We start from the raw sequence: 16,025 nt of genomic DNA, 5'->3' as shown, positions 1-16,025 counted from the left end.
GAGGGTGTGGGAGAGTAGGTCACCGCCGGAACATCATTAAACGGTCGAGAGCCCCAACCACACGGTTGGGGCTCTCCCGCATTTAACCCCAAAACAGCACCCACCCGGGATAAGAGGCCTATTCACTTTTGAATCCTTCCGGTCGGTGGGCCTAATTCCGTGTTCTAGCTGAAAGTTCCCACCACTGGCGTGGGTGGGAGGTGGATCGCTCCCAGGCACCCGAACTCGGCCAGGTCGGTGGGAAGCTCGGCGGCGACCACGTCCAGTACGTCTAGATCCCAGGTGTACTTCACGTCCCGTAGAACCGCGCTTTGTCAGGCTGCGACCTTTGTCGTGCCGGCTCGGGCAGGGGTTGTAGTAGCGGGCGCCGTCCATGATGTTGCGTGCCCCGGCAGACTGCAGTGCGGCTTGAAGATGTCTGTCCTGGCGTCAAGACCAGCCGTGGCGGATCGAACCTCTCCAGGCATGAGTGAGTATTCCGGGGTCCGGGGGAGTCGAACTGTTTGCCCATGACAGCCCCACGGAACCGGGCGGAGTGGCGGCCCCCATCATTGCCATCTGCCCCGGCGGGTTCAACTGCCAGATCAGCGTCACCCGGCTCATCGACGTCCCCCCACAGCCGAGCCACGGCACCTGCCTCAGTGGACTCGGTGGCTGTGGGTATGGGTGGGCCACTCGCAAAAAGTCGCGGAGGGCCCACCCAAGAACCTAGTTGGCCAAGGCAACGCTCCGAGCACCCGTCGAGAGGTCAACCCACGTTGCACCGAGGCTTCCGTCCTTGGCGAACAACTTGCCATCGGTTCCCACGACTGACAGCCGGTTCTGGGTGACCCTAACCTCGAGAGCACCCGTTGTCTGGTTGGACCAGGTTGAATAGAGGCTTCCTTCTTTGACGGATACAACGCCGCCGCTTATCGCTGCGATTCTGTTGCCAGCCAAGTGGAACTGCGACACGCCGCTTAGCTGCGTAACCCAACCTGCGTAGAGATCGCCCTCCTTTACAAGAAGGGAACCGCTGGTTTGGAGGACAGCGATACGGTTGCCATTGACTTGGATCCGCGACGAGCCTGTGACCTCAGTGACCCACGGGGCGCCCAACGAGCCCTCCTTCACCTCTGCCTTGCCCTGTGTGATGACGCCAATGCGATTTCCGTCCATCGAGAAGTCGGTTACCATCGACGCGACCACAACCCATAGGGCATTTACAGCGCCTTCCTTTACCCAGAGCTCTCCGTTGGAACGAAGGATTCCGATTCTGTTAGTGGTTACCACTATGGATTGGGCTTGATCTGCGACGTCAACCCACGCAGCATTGACTGGGCCGTCTTTGATTGTCGCTACGCCAGTCGAAGTTACTACACCGAGTCGACTTCCGGCGATGCTGAAAGAGCGCGACTGGTTTGCTACCAGGGTCCACCCGGCGTAGAGATGGCCCTCCTTCATGCTCAGTCTGCCGTTAGTATCTGACATCACCAATCGGGAAAGGTTCGTGTCAGATGATGGCGCGCCGCCGTTGAGCGTTCTTGGACGGAGATAACCGGCTAGCCCGCTCTTAGTTAGATACTGACGGACACATGGTCCAGTGGAAACTCCCGGGTACGGGTTACCAGGAAGCGAAGGTGATGAATTCTGCGAGAATACGTAGAGATTGGTACCGGCATCCGCTAATACTATTGCGACGTGAGAATACGGATATGAACCTGTGCCATATTGCCAAATTGCCACGTCCCCTTTGATGGGGGTCGCCGTGGACGGCACGGAATCGAAGTAGAGAGATGCGCCGTTTCCTGAGTAACCGTCCCACAGGGCCGAGGCATATCCAGGATTGGGGGATAGCTGCGTAGATACGTGGCTGACCCCCACTAGGTCGCGACAGTAGGCCTCCCAAAGGTCCCAGCACTGGGCACCATAGGCACCGTCAACATTTATGTACTTGCCCTCAGTTCGGCTGACCCAGGCATCCAAGTCATTCAAGCTGAAAGCGAGGGCCGGTCGCGCAGTCAGAAGGGATCCGGCACTGGCTGCGACCAGTGCACCAGCGCTAATAAAGACTCGGCGGCTAATACCATTTTCCATGCTTCCCCAATTCGCAAAGTTCCGACAAATCATGGAAAGAATAGGACACTTCTTCGCGGACGGCAATGGGCGAAGCCAGAAATGTAAGTCCGACTATTTGACAAGCGTCAAACTAAAATTTGTGGTAGACGCTAAAGTCTATTCCGCGAGAAAGTCTAGCTGGGTACCGCTAAAGACCGATCACGTAATTGATGCTGGTGGTGACGTTGGGCGATGCGAGCCGCGTGCATGATCTCTGGTTCGGGCGCGTAGGTGGCGACTTGACGTAGTCACTCGACGTCCGGCGTCTTCGTCGCCGCACTCCTCGCGGTCGCCGTCCCTGCCCTGGAAGGACTGTTCAACCAGGCCAGGGGACAAGGTCGGGCAGTAGCGCGTGCGCCTGCCCGGCGCCGGCTGGGACAAAACTGACGAATGCGGGTCGGCGGTGTTGGACTTCGTCCTCGTGGGAGGGCTGTTGTCGCTGTTCTTCCTCGCCATCGTCCAGCTCACCCTCGTCCTGCACGTACGGAACACTGATCGACGCCGCGGTGTAGGGCACTAGGTAAGGCACCCTCGCGGACCGCAACGCCGTTGACGCCAAGGAGTCCCCAGGTGTCTGTGAGGCTTGACACCGCGACAGCCGAAACAGCCCCTGCCGTTAGCCGGGCGCAGGGGACTCGCCTAGAATTGGATGAGATGTACGGACTTCGAAGCGCTTGATTTCGGGTTGCGTAGGAACGAAACACGGAATAGAGCGGCTGCGATTGCGCCAGTGGTCAGCTCATAACAGGAGGAATCCAGCATGGCTGAGCATAACGACGGTAATCGTGGCGGCAACGACCGCGGCAACTTTGGCGGCGGACGCACTTCAGGCGGCGGTGGATTCCGCGGCACCAACAACTCCGGCGGCGATCCTCGCGGGTTCCGTTCCCGGGATGACCGGGGCGCCCAGGGGGACCGTCCTTCCTCCAGTGACCGCGACCGAAAGCCTTTCGGAGACCGCCCGGCGCGGGAAGGCGACCGGAAGCCGCCGTACAGCGGTGGCGGGGACCGTGACCGCAAGCCCTATGGTGATCGTGCCCCGCGTGAAGGCGGCGGCGAACGCCGCAGCTTCGGCGGCGGCGGGGACCGGAAGCCGCCGTACAGCGGTGGCGGGGACCGTGACCGCAAGCCCTATGGTGATCGTGCCCCGCGTGAAGGCGGCAGCGAACGCCGCAGCTTCGGCGGCGGTGCCGACCGGAAGCCGCCGTACAGCGGCGGCGGGGACCGTGACCGCAAGCCCTATGGTGATCGTGCCCCGCGTGAAGGCGGCGACGAACGCCGCAGCTTCGGTGCCGGCGGCGGGGACCGCAAGCCGCCGTACAGCGGTAGTGCCGACCGCAAGCCCTACAGTGGCGGCGACAACCGTAAGCCCTTTGGCAGCCGTGATGACCGGCCCGCCCGTAGCTTTGACCGTGATGACCGGCCCGCCCGCAGCTTTGACCGCGGCGACTCCGGTCCCCGGCAGTTCGGCCGCGACCGGGCAGAAGACCGCCCCGTCCGCGTTCCCAATGCCCGGGACCTCCGCAGCGCCAACCGCCCCGACCGCGAGCGTTCACCGCAGATCGACGACGACGTTACGGGCAAGGAACTGGACCGCGCCACGCAGCACCAGATCAGGACCCTCGAGGAAAACAGCGCCGAGTGGGTGGCCCGCCACCTCGTGATGGCCGGCCGCCTCATCGACGACGAACCGGAGCTGGCCTTCCAGCACGCCCTGGCAGCCAGCCGGCGCGGAGGCCGCCTCGCGGCCGTCCGCGAAGCCGTGGGCCTGACCGCCTACGCCGCCGGCCACTACGGCGAAGCCCTGCGCGAGTTCCGCACCTACCGGAGGATCAGCGGCTCCAACATGCACCTGCCCGTCATGGCCGACTGCGAACGTGGACTCGGCCGGCCCGACCGCGCCCTGGAAATGGCGCGCTCCGAGGAAGCCAAGGACCTCGACGCCCCCGGCAAGGCGGAACTGGCCATTGTGGCCGCCGGTGCCCGCACCGATCTGGGCCAGCTCGATGCTGCCGTCTCCGAACTGGAAATCGCCCAGCTGGACATCAACCGGGCGTTCTCCTACAGCCCGCGATTGTTCCGCGCCTACGGCGAAGCCCTGGCCGCGGTCGGCCGCACCGCGGAGGCGGAGAAGTGGCAGCGCCAGGCCACCGTCGCCGAGAATGCCCTCGGCCTCGATGTCTCCGAGGACCCGGACATCATCGATCTCGGCTGGGACGAGGAAGAGGAAGCCCGCGAGGAACAGCAGCAGCGCCGGCTCCTGGCCGAACAGGCCGCCCAGCGGTCCGCCGCGGCTGCCCCGGAAGAGGAGTCGCCGCGTGCGGCCAGCGCCGAGGCCGTCGCCGGCCTGCCGGAAACTGCGGCGGCAGCCAACGCCCTCGACGAGGGATCCGACGATGCCGAATCCGACTTCTGGGAGTCCGACGACGCCGAGTCCGATGACGACTCCGTGGAAAAAGACGCCCTGGACCGCTCCGAGGTCCTCACCGGTGACGATTCCGGCGAGTCCGGACACGGCGAGTCCGGTGACGATTCCGGCGAGTCCGGACACGGCGAGTCCGGTGACGATTCCGGCGAGTCCGGACACGACCAGTCCCACGACGCCGGCTCGCACGAGCCGGAACGCACCGAAGGCTGATCCGGAATGGCCGCACCGGAGCTGATCTCCGCTTTCGACGCCCTGCTCGCCGACCTCGACGGCGTCGTCTACGCCGGGCCGCACGCCATCCCGGGCGCCGTTGAGTCCCTGCGCCGGCTGGCGGGGATCGGCGTCGGCCTTGGCTACGTCACGAACAACGCCTCCCGGACGCCGGCGCAGGTGGCACAGCACCTGCGCGATCTGGGTGCCCCGGCAGAAGACCACCAGGTGGTCAGCTCCTCGCAGGCCGCGGGCGAGCTGCTCGCCTCGCTGCTGCCGGCCGGTGCCCGGGTGCTGGTCACCGGCGGGGACTCGCTGGCCCAGGAGATCGCACTCGTCGGACTGGTGCCGGTCCGCAGTGAAGCGGAGCAGCCCGTCGCCGTCGTGCAGGGGTTCCATCCGGACCTCGGGTGGAAGGACCTCGCGGAAGCCGCCTACGTCATTGCCGGCGGCGCCCTGTGGGTGGCCACGAACACGGACATGTCCATTCCCCAGGCCCGGGGCATGGCACCGGGCAACGGGACGCTGGTCGGGGCCGTGGCCGCTGCCACCGGGCAGCGGCCCCTGGTTGCCGGGAAACCGGAAGCGCCGCTGTTCCACGCCGCCGCGAAACGCCTGGCCGCAGACCGGCCACTGGTCGTCGGCGACCGCCTGGACACCGACATCCTCGGCGGGAACAGGGCCGGCTTCGCCACGGTTGCGGTGCTGACCGGCGTAGACACACGCGAAACGATCCTCGCCGCCCGCACGCTGGAACGGCCCGGCTACCTCATCAACGACCTCACGGACCTGTACCGTCCCTACCCGGCCATTGAGTCCGACGCCGGGCAGCACCGCTGCGGCGCGGCCACCGCCGTGGTGCACGGGCAGACCGTCCGGGTCAGCGGCGATCCCGCCGACCTCGACGCCTGGCGGGCCGCGTGCTCGGCCTGGTGGACCGCCAATCCCGAGACCATTACGGCCCTGGCGCCGGTCCTCGAATGGCTGGATCACTAGACTGGGGACCATGACCGAGCCCAACCACACCACCGGGACGGACCCCGCAGGGGAAGACGCCCAGGTCACCTGGCCGGCGCTTCCGGCGGTGCCCGGCGATGCCGACACTGCCGCGGGGGATGATCCGTCTCGGGACCCCGCCGTCAGCGCACTGCTTCGTCGTCTCGGTGACCTGCCGGACCTCCCCGTGGCCCGCCACGAGGAGGTCTATGCCCTCCTGCATGATGAACTGCTCGCGGCCCTCAACGAGTCCATCGCAGCACCGCCAACCAAAGGCCCGGCCGCGGCCGGACCGACCACGTCACCAGGGGATGCCACGAATGAGCAGGCTTGACCAGGCCCTCGTCAGCCGCGGACTGGCGAGGTCCCGCACCCATGCCGCCCGGCTCATTGCCGAAGGCAAGGTCAGCTCCGACGGTGAAGTGCTGGCCAAGGCCTCGCTTCAGGTCCAGGACGACACGGCCCTCGACGTCGCAGCCGCCGAGGAGGACAACTACGTCAGCCGTGCCGGGCACAAGCTGGCCGGCGCGCTGGACGCGTTTCCCGCCGTCGAGGTCGAGGGCAAGCGGTGCCTGGACGCCGGGGCCTCCACCGGCGGATTCACCGAGGTGCTGCTGCGCCGCGGTGCGGCCCACGTCGTGGCCGTCGACGTCGGTCACGACCAACTGGTCCCCGTGATCCGGCATGACCCGCGCGTTTCCGTCCACGAAGGCCTCAACGTCCGCTACATGACCCCTGAGGAGATCGGCGGACCGGTGGCGCTGACGGTGGCGGACCTGTCCTTCATCTCCCTCACCCTCGTGCTGGCACCCCTGGCGGTGTGCACCGAACCGGGCGGCGACCTCGTCTTGATGGTCAAACCGCAGTTCGAGATCGGCAAGGACCGGCTGGGCCGCACCGGCGTCGTCACCTCGGAGCGGGAGCGCCGCCTCGCCGTGGCCAAAGTCGCGGCGGAGGCCATGGACACCGGGCTGGAACTGAAGGGCCTCGCGAGCAGCCCGCTGCCCGGCCAGGACGGAAACGTCGAGTACTTCCTGTGGATAAAGCGCGGGATTCGAACAGACCTGCCTAAGATCGAAGAGCGGGACGCAGCCGTTGCTGCGTTACTCGGAACAATCTGGCCCAAGTACTAGAAGCACCAGAAGGCGGAACCCGATGAGCAGGCGTGTCCTCATCCTTGCCCACACAGGCCGTGAGGAGTCCCTCAAGGCTGCCTGGGAAGCGTGCGCCCAGCTCCACGACTTCGGCATCATTCCCGTGATGCTCAAATCCGAGCTCGGCGACATGGTCCGCTTCTTCGGCCGCCTCGACCAGCCCGTCGAGATCCTCCATGACCACGTGATGCTGCCCGACGTCGAGCTCGTGATGGTGCTCGGCGGCGACGGGACCATCCTCCGCGCGGCGGAACTGGTGCGCGAGGTCGACGTGCCGCTGCTCGGCGTAAACCTCGGCCACGTGGGTTTCCTGGCCGAGAGCGAACGGGCGGACCTGGCCCAGACCGTCGAATGGGTCGCGAGCCGCCAGTACACCGTGGAAGAGCGGATGACCATCGACGTCCAGGTCTGGGTCCGCGGGCAGAAAATCTGGCACACGTGGGCCCTCAACGAGGCCGCGATCGAAAAAGGCAACCGGGAACGGATGCTCGAGGTGGTCACCGAGGTCGACGAACGCCCGCTGACCTCCTTCGGCTGCGACGGCGTGGTCCTGGCCACCCCCACGGGCTCCACCGCCTACGCCTTCTCCGCCGGCGGCCCGGTGGTGTGGCCCGAGGTCGAGGCGCTGCTGATTGTGCCGATCAGCGCCCACGCGCTCTTCGCCAAGCCGCTGGTGGTCTCACCCCGGTCCCGGCTCGCCGTCGAAATCCTGAACCGCACCGACGCCCAGGGTGTGCTCTGGTGCGACGGCCGGCGCTCCGTGGACCTCCCGCCCGGCGCGCGCGTGGAAGTGACCCGCTCCGCCACGCCCGTCCGGCTCGCCCGCACCCACCAGACGCCCTTCTCCGGCCGCCTGGTCCGCAAATTCGAACTGCCCATCCAGGGCTGGCGGGGACCGATGCCGCAAGCCGCCACGGTCCATACCGGTCCGGTGCCGGTGATCCGCACGCCCCGGCCGATGCCCCCGCTTCCGACGCCGCCGCAGGCAGGCCCGCCGCACGCAGGGCCGGACGAGACTCCTGATCCATCGACTGCGAAGTGAAGCATGCTTGAAGAACTGAGAATCCGCGACCTCGGTGTCATCACCGACGCCACGCTGCCCCTCGGCCCGGGCCTGAGCGTCGTGACCGGTGAAACCGGTGCCGGCAAGACCATGGTGGTGACCGCCGTCGGGCTGCTGCTCGGCGCACGCTCCGACGCCGGCGCCGTGCGCAGCGGCGCGAAGAGCGCCTCCGCGGAGGCGACGGTGAAGCTCGACGCCGGGCACCCGGCCGTGGCGCGCGCCCGGGAGGCCGGGGCCGAGGTCGAGGAGTTCGACGGCGGCGCGGAGCTGCTGCTCGCCCGCAGCGTGGGCGCGGACGGCCGCAGCCGCGCCTACCTCGGCGGCCGCGCCGCCCCGGTGGGGGTGCTCGGGGAGATCGGGGAAACCCTCGTGGTGGTCCACGGCCAGTCCGGGCAGATCCGGCTCAAGAGCCCGGTCGCGCAGCGCGAGGCCCTCGACAAATTCGCGGGGGAGAGCCTCGCCGCAGCGCTCGGCAGCTACCAGGAGCTGTACGCCCACTGGAAGTCCAGCCAGGCCGAGCTGGACGAGCTCCGCAGCGCCGCCCGGGAACGCCTCCGCGAGGCCGAATCCCTCGAGGTGGCCCTGGCCGAGATCGACGCCGTCGACCCGCAGCCGGGAGAGGACGAATCGCTCAAGGCGGAGGCAGTCAAGCTCGCCAACGTCGAGGAACTCCGGATCGCGGCCACCACGGCACACCAGGCACTCATCGCCGAGGACTTCGGGGACGGCAACGACGCCACCGCCCTGGTCGATGCCGCCAAACGCACCCTGGAGCACGTCGCCGAACACGACGAGGAACTCGGCTCCGCGGCCGCCCGGCTTGCTGAGGTCGGTTTCCTGCTCAACGACATCGCCACCGAACTCGCCAGCTACCAGTCCGCCCTCGACACCGAGGGTCCGGAACGGCTTGCCGAGATCGAGGACCGCCGGGGGGCCCTGGCGAAGCTGGTGCGCAAGTACGCCCCGAGCATCGACGAGGTGCTGGTGTGGGCCGAGCAGTCCCGGGCGCGGTTCCTGGAGCTGCAGGACGACTCCACCCGGATCGAGGCGCTGGAGGCCGAAGTGGCCCGCGCCGGGGCCGAGCTGGCCCGGCAGGCCGCCGGTATCAGCAAGCTCCGCAAAAAGGCCGCCAAGGACCTCTCCGCCCGCGTCAGCGCGGAACTCAAGGCCCTGGCGATGGCCGATGCCACCCTGGTCATCACCGTCGAATCCGGCGGGAAACCGGGACCGCACGGCGCGGACGAGATCTCCTTCCTGCTCCAGCCGCACTCCGGCGCCCCCGCCCGCCCGCTGGGCAAGGGCGCCTCCGGCGGTGAACTGTCCCGCGTGATGCTCGCCATCGAAGTGGTGCTGGCCGCCGTCGACCCGGTCCCCACCTTCGTCTTCGACGAGGTTGACGCCGGCGTGGGCGGCCGCGCCGCCGTCGAGATCGGACGGCGGCTGGCGATGCTGGCCCGGCACGTCCAGGTGCTCGTGGTGACCCACCTGCCGCAGGTGGCTGCATTCGCCGACCAGCACATCCGGGTCACCAAGACCTCCGTGCGCGGCGCTGACGGTGCCACCGCCACCGGCTTCACCTCCAGTGACGTCCGGCTCCTCGACGAGGCCGAACGCGTCCGGGAACTGGCCCGCATGCTCGCCGGCCAGGAGGACTCCGAATCCGCCCAGGCCCATGCCCAGGAGCTGCTCGACGACGCCCGGCTCCTGCCGCAGCAGGCCTGACCACCCCCCGTGCGGCGCCCCGGCACCGGGAGGACAACCACAGCGGCTTGCCGCGAACAGACCCCTGGAGGCTGAATTGATGATAGGCTCGAACCCCGTGGTGCAGCGATCAAATTCCCGTGTAAATTCCCGGTTTCCGGGCTCGTCCAAGACGACCAAACACATCTTCGTCACCGGTGGTGTGGCGTCCTCGCTCGGTAAGGGACTGACGGCTTCGAGCCTCGGTCACCTCCTGCGGGCACGCGGCTTGTCTGTAACAATGCAAAAGCTCGATCCCTATCTGAACGTGGATCCGGGCACGATGAACCCCTTCCAGCACGGCGAAGTCTTCGTGACTGACGACGGCGCCGAAACGGACCTCGACATCGGCCACTACGAGCGCTTCCTCGATGAGAACCTCGAGGGCTCGGCCAACGTCACGACCGGCCAGGTCTACTCCACGGTTATCGCCAAGGAACGCCGCGGCGAATACCTCGGCGACACCGTCCAGGTCATCCCGCACATCACCGACGAGATCAAGCGTCGCATGCGGCTCCCCGCCGAGGGCAAGCACGCCCCCGACGTGATCATCACCGAAATCGGCGGCACCGTGGGCGACATCGAGTCGCAGCCGTTCCTCGAATCCGCCCGCCAGGTCCGCCAGGACATCGGCCGCGGCAATGTGTTCTTCCTGCACGTCTCCCTCGTGCCCTACATCGGCCCGTCGCAGGAACTGAAAACCAAGCCCACGCAGCACTCCGTTGCCGCGCTGCGCTCGATCGGCATCCAGCCCGAGGCGATCGTGATCCGTTCGGACCGCGAAGTCCCGCAGCCCATGCGCGACAAGATCGGCCGCATGTGCGACGTCGACATCGACGCCGTGATCGGCTGCCCGGATGCCCCGAGCATCTACGACATCCCGAAGACCCTGCACTCCCAGGGCCTGGATTCCTACATCGTCCGCGCGCTCGACCTTCCCTTCAAGGACGTGGACTGGACCAGCTGGGACCGGCTCCTCGACGCGGTCCACAACCCCAAGCACGAGGTTGAAATCGCCCTGGTCGGCAAGTACATCGACCTGCCGGACGCCTACCTGTCCGTGACCGAGGCCCTGCGCGCCGGCGGCTTCGCCAACGACACCAAGGTCAAGATCCGCTGGGTCCCCTCGGACGAATGCGAAACCCATGAGGGTGCGGTCAAGTCCCTGGAGGGCGTCGACGCGATCTGCGTCCCCGGCGGCTTCGGCATCCGCGGACTCGAAGGCAAGCTCGGCGCGCTGAAGTACGCCCGCGAGAGCAAGCTCCCGGTCCTGGGCCTCTGCCTGGGCCTGCAGTGCATGGTGATCGAGTACGCCCGCAACGTGGTCGGCCTCGAGGGCGCGTCCTCGTCCGAGTTCGAGCCGGATTCGAAGTACCCGGTGATTGCCACGATGGAAGAGCAGCTGGACATCGTCGACGGCAAGGGCGACCTGGGCGGCACCATGCGCCTGGGCCTGTACGAGGCCAAGCTCGACGAGGGGTCCGTGGTCGCCGAGACCTACGGCACCACCAAGGTCAGCGAACGGCACCGCCACCGCTACGAGGTCAACAACAAGTACCGCGAGCAGATCGCCGCCCAGGGACTGGTGTTCTCCGGAACGTCGCCCGACGGCAAGCTCGTGGAGTACGTGGAGCTTCCCCGCGAAGTCCACCCGTACTATGTGGCCACGCAGGCGCACCCGGAGCTCAGCTCACGCCCGACCCGCCCGCACGCCCTGTTCTCCGGACTGGTGAAGGCCGCCCTGGAGCACCAGAAGCGCAACGGCAGCACCGCCGTCCAGTCAGATACCGCCCAGGCGGATACAGCCCAGGCAGAATCCGCCCAGGCAGGGGCAGGCGCGGCGGATACAGCCAAGGCAGCCCCGGCGGCGGCCAAGCCGTCCGCGGCAGTGTCGAAGTAACCCCCAACTAAATCAAAGGACGGCGCGATGCCCGGTATCCCTGAAACCCCCCATGCTGCACGGCAGGTTTCGGACGAACCGAGCCCGCGCCGTCTTTTGTCGTCCCGGACGGTCTACGAAGGCCGGATCTGGGACGTGGTCAGTGACAGTTTCCAGCTCCACGACGACGGCGACCCGCTCACCCGCGACTACATCGAGCACCCCGGCGCGGTGGCGGTCCTCCCGATGAACGACGCCGGCGAAGTGCTGCTGATCAAGCAGTACCGGCACCCCGTCGGGATGGACCTGTGGGAGATCCCGGCCGGGCTCCTCGATGTCGAAGGCGAGGACTTCGTGGCCGGCGCGGCCCGGGAACTCGCCGAGGAGGCCGACCTCATCGCCGGCCAATGGAACGTGCTCGCCGACTTCTTCAATTCTCCCGGGTCCTCCAGCGAGGCCATCCGCATTTACCTCGCCCGGGACCTGAGTGATGTGCCCGGCCACGAACTCCACGTCCGCACCGACGAGGAAGCCGAAATCGAGCTGCACTGGATCCCGCTGGACGCGGCCGTTGAGGCCGTGCTGGAGGGGCGCCTGCACAACCCGTCCGCCGTCGTCGGCGTGCTCGCCGCCGCGGCCGCCCGTGCCGACGGCTTCAAGAACCTCCGCCCGGGGAACGCCCCGTGGCCCGCGCATCCCAGCCAGCGTTGATGCTGGAACCGCTGATGGTGGAACCGCTGACAGCCGACCCCGAGGCGCCCGGCCAGCCCCCGGCCCGGCCGCTGACGGCGATCGACCGCGCCATAACGGACTACCTGCAGCACATGGGCGTGGAACGGGGACTCGCGGCCAACACCCTCTCCGCCTACCGCCGGGACCTCGCCCGCTACGCCAGGCACCTGGCCCGCACGGGCCGCCAGCGTCCCGCAGAGATCACCCGGCACGACGTCACCGGCTTCGTCCAGGCGCTCTCCGACGGGTCCGACGGCGGCTCGGCCCTGGGCATCCGGTCGGCAGCGCGGACGGTCGTGGCCGTGCGCGGGCTGCACAAATTCTGGGCCCTGGAGGGTGTAACTCCCACCGACCCGGCCAGCGACGTCCATCCGCCCATGCCCGGCAAGCGCCTGCCCAAGGCCATCAGCGTCGACGAGGTCACCAGGATCCTGGAGGCAGTCGGAACCGACACCGCCACCGGGCTGCGCGACCGGGCCCTGCTGGAGTTCCTGTATTCCACCGGCGCCCGGATCAGCGAAGCCGTGGGCCTCGACGTCGACGACATCTCCCTGCATACGGCCGGGGAAGCCGGGCCCGCGATCGTCCGGCTCTTCGGCAAGGGATCCAAGGAACGGCTGGTCCCGCTGGGATCCTTCGGCGCCCGCGCCCTGGACGCCTACCTGGTCCGCGGCCGGCCGCTGCTGTCCGCCAAGGGAAAGGGGACGCCAGCCCTCTTCCTGAACGCCCGCGGCGGACGGATCAGCCGGCAGAGCGCCTGGACCATCCTCAAGACCGCCGCGGAGAAGGCGAACATCACCAAGGACGTCTCGCCGCACACCCTGCGGCACTCCTTCGCCACGCACCTGCTCGAAGGCGGGGCCGACGTCCGGGTGGTCCAGGAGCTGCTGGGCCATGCCTCGGTCACCACCACGCAGGTCTACACACTGGTCACCGCGGACACCCTGCGGGAGATCTATGCCGCCGCGCATCCCCGGGCGCTGGGCTGAGCCGCAGGAGCGCAACGCGCCGCTAGGCTTGGCTTCATGGCCTCCACTCCCGTCACTTTATGTTTCCTGCTCCGCGAAACAGGCTCCCGCACCGAAGTGCTCCTGGGGCTGAAGCGGACCGGGTTCGGCACGGGCAAGATCGTGGGCATTGGCGGCCACGTTGAAGCGGGGGAGAGCGACGCCGAAGCCGTCGTCCGCGAAGTCTGGGAAGAAGCCGGCGTCGTCGTCCGGCAGGAGGACCTGGCCGAGGCCGGCGTCATCGAGTTCCTCTTCCCGACCCGCCCCGAGTGGAACATGTACTGCAGGCTCTTCACCACGCGGCGCTGGGAGGGCGAGCCGGCGGAAAGCCCCGAGATTACGCCCGAATGGTTCGACGTAGGGGCACTGCCGCTGCATCTGATGTGGCAGGACGCGGGGCACTGGCTGCCGCCCGCGCTGGCCGGCGAGGTGCACGACGTCGTCGTTGTCCTGAATGAGGACAACGAGAGTGTGGCATCTGTCGAAAGACTTACCGGGGAAAGGTAACGCGGGCGGGCCGGCCAACGGGACATTGACTTATCAACAGGACAAACACAGGGGGATGGACATGGCACCGACCAAGGACACCACGGGCAGGGTCTTCAGCGACGACCGAATGAGGGCGGATTCCTTCGCTGAGGCTGCCCCGCGCCGCCGCTGGCCCTGGGTGGTGGCGATCCTGGCCACTGCCGCGGCCGCGGCCACGGCTGGTGTGCTCGTGGCCGGCAATCTGGCCTCCGCGCCGGAGCCGGCAGGACCGGCCGGGGCCGTGGCGGCCCCGACCGCTTCTCCGTCCCTGGCGACGGAACCGGGCCGTGCGCCATCGGCGGGTCCAGGCTCCCAGCCGAGCGCGCAGGCAACGCCCCCGGCAACGGAGGGAACCGCCGCCGCGCCCACGGCCGGGCGCTACGTCAGCGCCTCGGCCGGGGCCTCCTTCGAGCTGCCCGAGGGCTGGACGGCGGAGGAGTCCACCATCGGGTCCGGCGACAGCCAGGGAACCCGCATCATCGTCTTTAACGAGGCCCGGATGCAGGCGGCGGAGCTCTACCACGGTGCCGGCGGCGGGGTGGGCGGCGCGTGCGGCCCGGGTCCCTATCCCATGACGGAGCTGGACACGGCCGCCGTCGTGGACAGCCAGTGGGCCGCGGCAGACGGGGTGCGGTTTTCCTACCGCGTCCTCGATATGCGGGCCGACGGCGGAGCCTTCGACTACCAAATCGGACTGGTCGACAACGTGAGCGGACAGCTGAAGGACAGCTGCCTGATGTACTCCTTCGTCGCAGGTGCGCCCCAGGGCACGCTGTCCTTTGCGGACCGGGCGGCCCAGAGTCCGGCGCACGATGACCCCATCTTCAACTCCATGGCCGAAGCCAAGGACCACATGCTGACCCCGGCGTACCGGAAGCTCAAGGCCATGATCCTCAGCCTGGAAATCAAGGACTAGCCAACGACAAACGGGCCGGCCACCTCCCCGAGGTGACCGGCCCGCCGTCGTGCGTGCTGCAGGAACCCGGACTAGGCCAGGTGCCGTTCCTCGACGCCGTTGTATTCGCTCAGCGGGCGGATCAGGGAATTCGAGTCCAGCTGCTCCATGATGTGCGCGGTCCAGCCGGTGATGCGGCTGGCGACGAACAGCGGAGTGAAGGTCGGGGTGTCGAAACCCATCAGGTGGTACGTGGGACCGGCCGGGTAATCGAGGTTGGGCTTGATGGCCTTGGCCTCGTCCATCGCCGACTCCAGCCCGTTGTACAGCCCCAGCAGTTCAGGCCGGCCGTAGTACGCGATCATCTTGTCCAGGGCCGCCTTCATCGTGGGCACCCGGGAGTCGCCGTGCTTGTACACGCGGTGCCCGAAGCCCATGACCTTCTTTTTGTGCGCCAGGGCGTCCTCCATCCACACCTTGGCCCGGGTGTGGGCATCCTCCAGGGACTCCTCCGGACGGATGCCGATCTCGTCGAAGGTGTGCATGACGGCCTCGTTGGCGCCGCCGTGCAGCGGGCCCTTCAGCGCGCCGATCGCCCCGGTCACGGCCGAATGCAGGTCCGAGAGCGTCGAGGTGATCACCCGGGCGGTGAACGTCGAGGCGTTGAAAGAGTGCTCGGCGTACAGGATCATCGAGACGTTGAAGGCCTCGACGACTTCCTGGACCGGCTCCTCGCCGAAGGCCATCCAGAGGAAGTTGGCGGAGTAACCCAGGTCGTCGCGGGGCTCCACGGCCTCCTGGCCGTGCCGGCGGCGCTGGTCGTAGGACACCACCGCCGGCATCGCGGCGAACAGGTCCACCGCCTTGGCCATGTTCGCCTCGCGGGAGGAGTCCTCGGCGAGCGGGTGCCGGGCACCCATCACGGAGGCCGCCGTGCGGCAGACGTCCATAGGATGCGAGGTGGTCGGCAGCGCGTCGATGACCTGCTTGACCACAGGGTCCAGCGCGCGGCCGGCGCGTTCCCGGGCCGTGAACTCCGCCAGCTGCTCCGGGTCCGGCAGTTCGCCGTTCCAGAGCAGGTAGGCGACTTCCTCGAAGCTGCACTTGGCGGCCAGTTCCTGCACGGGGTAGCCGCGGTACAGCAGTGAATTGGTGTCCGGGTTCACCTTGGACACCGCGGTGTAATCCACCACGACGCCGGCGAGGCCCTTTTTGATCTCTTGTTCAGCCATGCTGAAACTCCTTTGTTCCTGTCGCCTGTTGAACCGGCCGGAGCCGGAAGTCCGATGCGGGGGC

At 67.7% G+C, this 16,025-nt stretch carries 13 protein-coding genes and 2 pseudogenes; 12 read left to right on the top strand and 3 right to left on the bottom strand.

Going from position 1 to position 16,025, the window contains the following annotated elements:
• Nucleotides 1–708: 708 nt before the first annotated feature.
• Entirely contained in the window at nt 709–1,443 is a 735-nt protein-coding gene (locus J2W14_RS13805; RefSeq protein WP_307463392.1) for a hypothetical protein, read from the bottom strand.
• 195 nt (nt 1,444–1,638) lie between these two features.
• Nucleotides 1,639–2,076 (bottom strand): annotated as a pseudogene (locus J2W14_RS21245) (CHAP domain-containing protein); the annotation flags it as partial.
• A gap of 373 nt (nt 2,077–2,449) precedes the next feature.
• Between J2W14_RS21245 and J2W14_RS13800 the strand changes: the two are divergent.
• The 12 genes and pseudogenes from J2W14_RS13800 to J2W14_RS13745 all read left to right on the top strand — a co-directional run.
• Nucleotides 2,450–2,606: pseudogene (locus tag J2W14_RS13800) on the top strand (TadE family protein); the annotation flags it as partial.
• A gap of 251 nt (nt 2,607–2,857) precedes the next feature.
• The gene (locus tag J2W14_RS13795; protein WP_307463389.1) at nt 2,858–4,735 is read left to right on the top strand and encodes a hypothetical protein; all 1,878 of its coding nucleotides are present in this window, start codon (nt 2,858–2,860) and stop codon (nt 4,733–4,735) included.
• Between the two features lie 6 nt (nt 4,736–4,741).
• Nucleotides 4,742–5,731 (top strand): HAD-IIA family hydrolase, encoded by a 990-nt coding sequence (locus J2W14_RS13790; RefSeq protein WP_307463386.1) that lies wholly within the window; start codon nt 4,742–4,744, stop codon nt 5,729–5,731.
• A gap of 10 nt (nt 5,732–5,741) precedes the next feature.
• Nucleotides 5,742–6,065 carry a hypothetical protein gene (locus J2W14_RS13785; protein ID WP_307463383.1) on the top strand — a complete coding sequence of 108 codons (324 nt, stop codon included), beginning with the start codon at nt 5,742–5,744 and terminating at the stop codon, nt 6,063–6,065.
• Nucleotides 6,052–6,864, top strand: coding sequence for a TlyA family RNA methyltransferase (locus J2W14_RS13780; RefSeq protein WP_307463380.1), 813 nt, complete (start codon nt 6,052–6,054; stop codon nt 6,862–6,864). Before J2W14_RS13785 ends, J2W14_RS13780 begins: the two co-directional genes overlap by 14 nt.
• Before the next feature lie 22 nt (nt 6,865–6,886).
• Nucleotides 6,887–7,927: an NAD kinase gene (locus J2W14_RS13775; protein WP_307463377.1), complete on the top strand. Its 1,041-nt coding sequence runs from the start codon at nt 6,887–6,889 to the stop codon at nt 7,925–7,927.
• A 3-nt stretch (nt 7,928–7,930) separates the two neighbouring features.
• Nucleotides 7,931–9,670, top strand: coding sequence for a DNA repair protein RecN (gene recN / locus J2W14_RS13770; protein WP_307463374.1), 1,740 nt, complete (start codon nt 7,931–7,933; stop codon nt 9,668–9,670).
• A 79-nt stretch (nt 9,671–9,749) separates the two neighbouring features.
• The gene (locus J2W14_RS13765; protein WP_307463370.1) at nt 9,750–11,588 is read left to right on the top strand and encodes a CTP synthase; all 1,839 of its coding nucleotides are present in this window, start codon (nt 9,750–9,752) and stop codon (nt 11,586–11,588) included.
• A 27-nt stretch (nt 11,589–11,615) separates the two neighbouring features.
• Nucleotides 11,616–12,278, top strand: coding sequence for an NUDIX domain-containing protein (locus J2W14_RS13760; RefSeq protein ID WP_307463367.1), 663 nt, complete (start codon nt 11,616–11,618; stop codon nt 12,276–12,278).
• A gap of 14 nt (nt 12,279–12,292) precedes the next feature.
• Complete coding sequence (gene xerD, locus J2W14_RS13755; protein ID WP_307463434.1) at nt 12,293–13,288, top strand: site-specific tyrosine recombinase XerD; 996 nt, start codon at nt 12,293–12,295, stop codon at nt 13,286–13,288.
• 36 nt (nt 13,289–13,324) lie between these two features.
• On the top strand, nt 13,325–13,813 hold the full coding sequence (locus J2W14_RS13750; RefSeq protein WP_307463366.1) for an 8-oxo-dGTP diphosphatase: 489 nt from the start codon (nt 13,325–13,327) through the stop codon (nt 13,811–13,813).
• 61 nt (nt 13,814–13,874) lie between these two features.
• The gene (locus J2W14_RS13745) at nt 13,875–14,750 is read left to right on the top strand and encodes a hypothetical protein (RefSeq protein WP_307463363.1); all 876 of its coding nucleotides are present in this window, start codon (nt 13,875–13,877) and stop codon (nt 14,748–14,750) included.
• Nucleotides 14,751–14,821: 71 nt separating this feature from the next.
• On the opposite strand, the gene J2W14_RS13740 is transcribed toward J2W14_RS13745, so the two are convergent.
• A complete protein-coding gene (locus J2W14_RS13740; RefSeq protein ID WP_307463362.1) occupies nt 14,822–15,961 on the bottom strand; it encodes a bifunctional 2-methylcitrate synthase/citrate synthase in 1,140 nt (379 codons plus the stop codon).
• Nucleotides 15,962–16,025: the final 64 nt, after the last annotated feature.

It is taken from the genome of Pseudarthrobacter oxydans, assembly GCF_030812335.1.
GTDB classification, from domain to species: Bacteria; Actinomycetota; Actinomycetes; order Actinomycetales; family Micrococcaceae; genus Arthrobacter; species Arthrobacter oxydans_B.
Note: the sequence above shows the minus strand (reverse complement) of the source record. Positions and strands in the feature narration are given on the sequence as shown.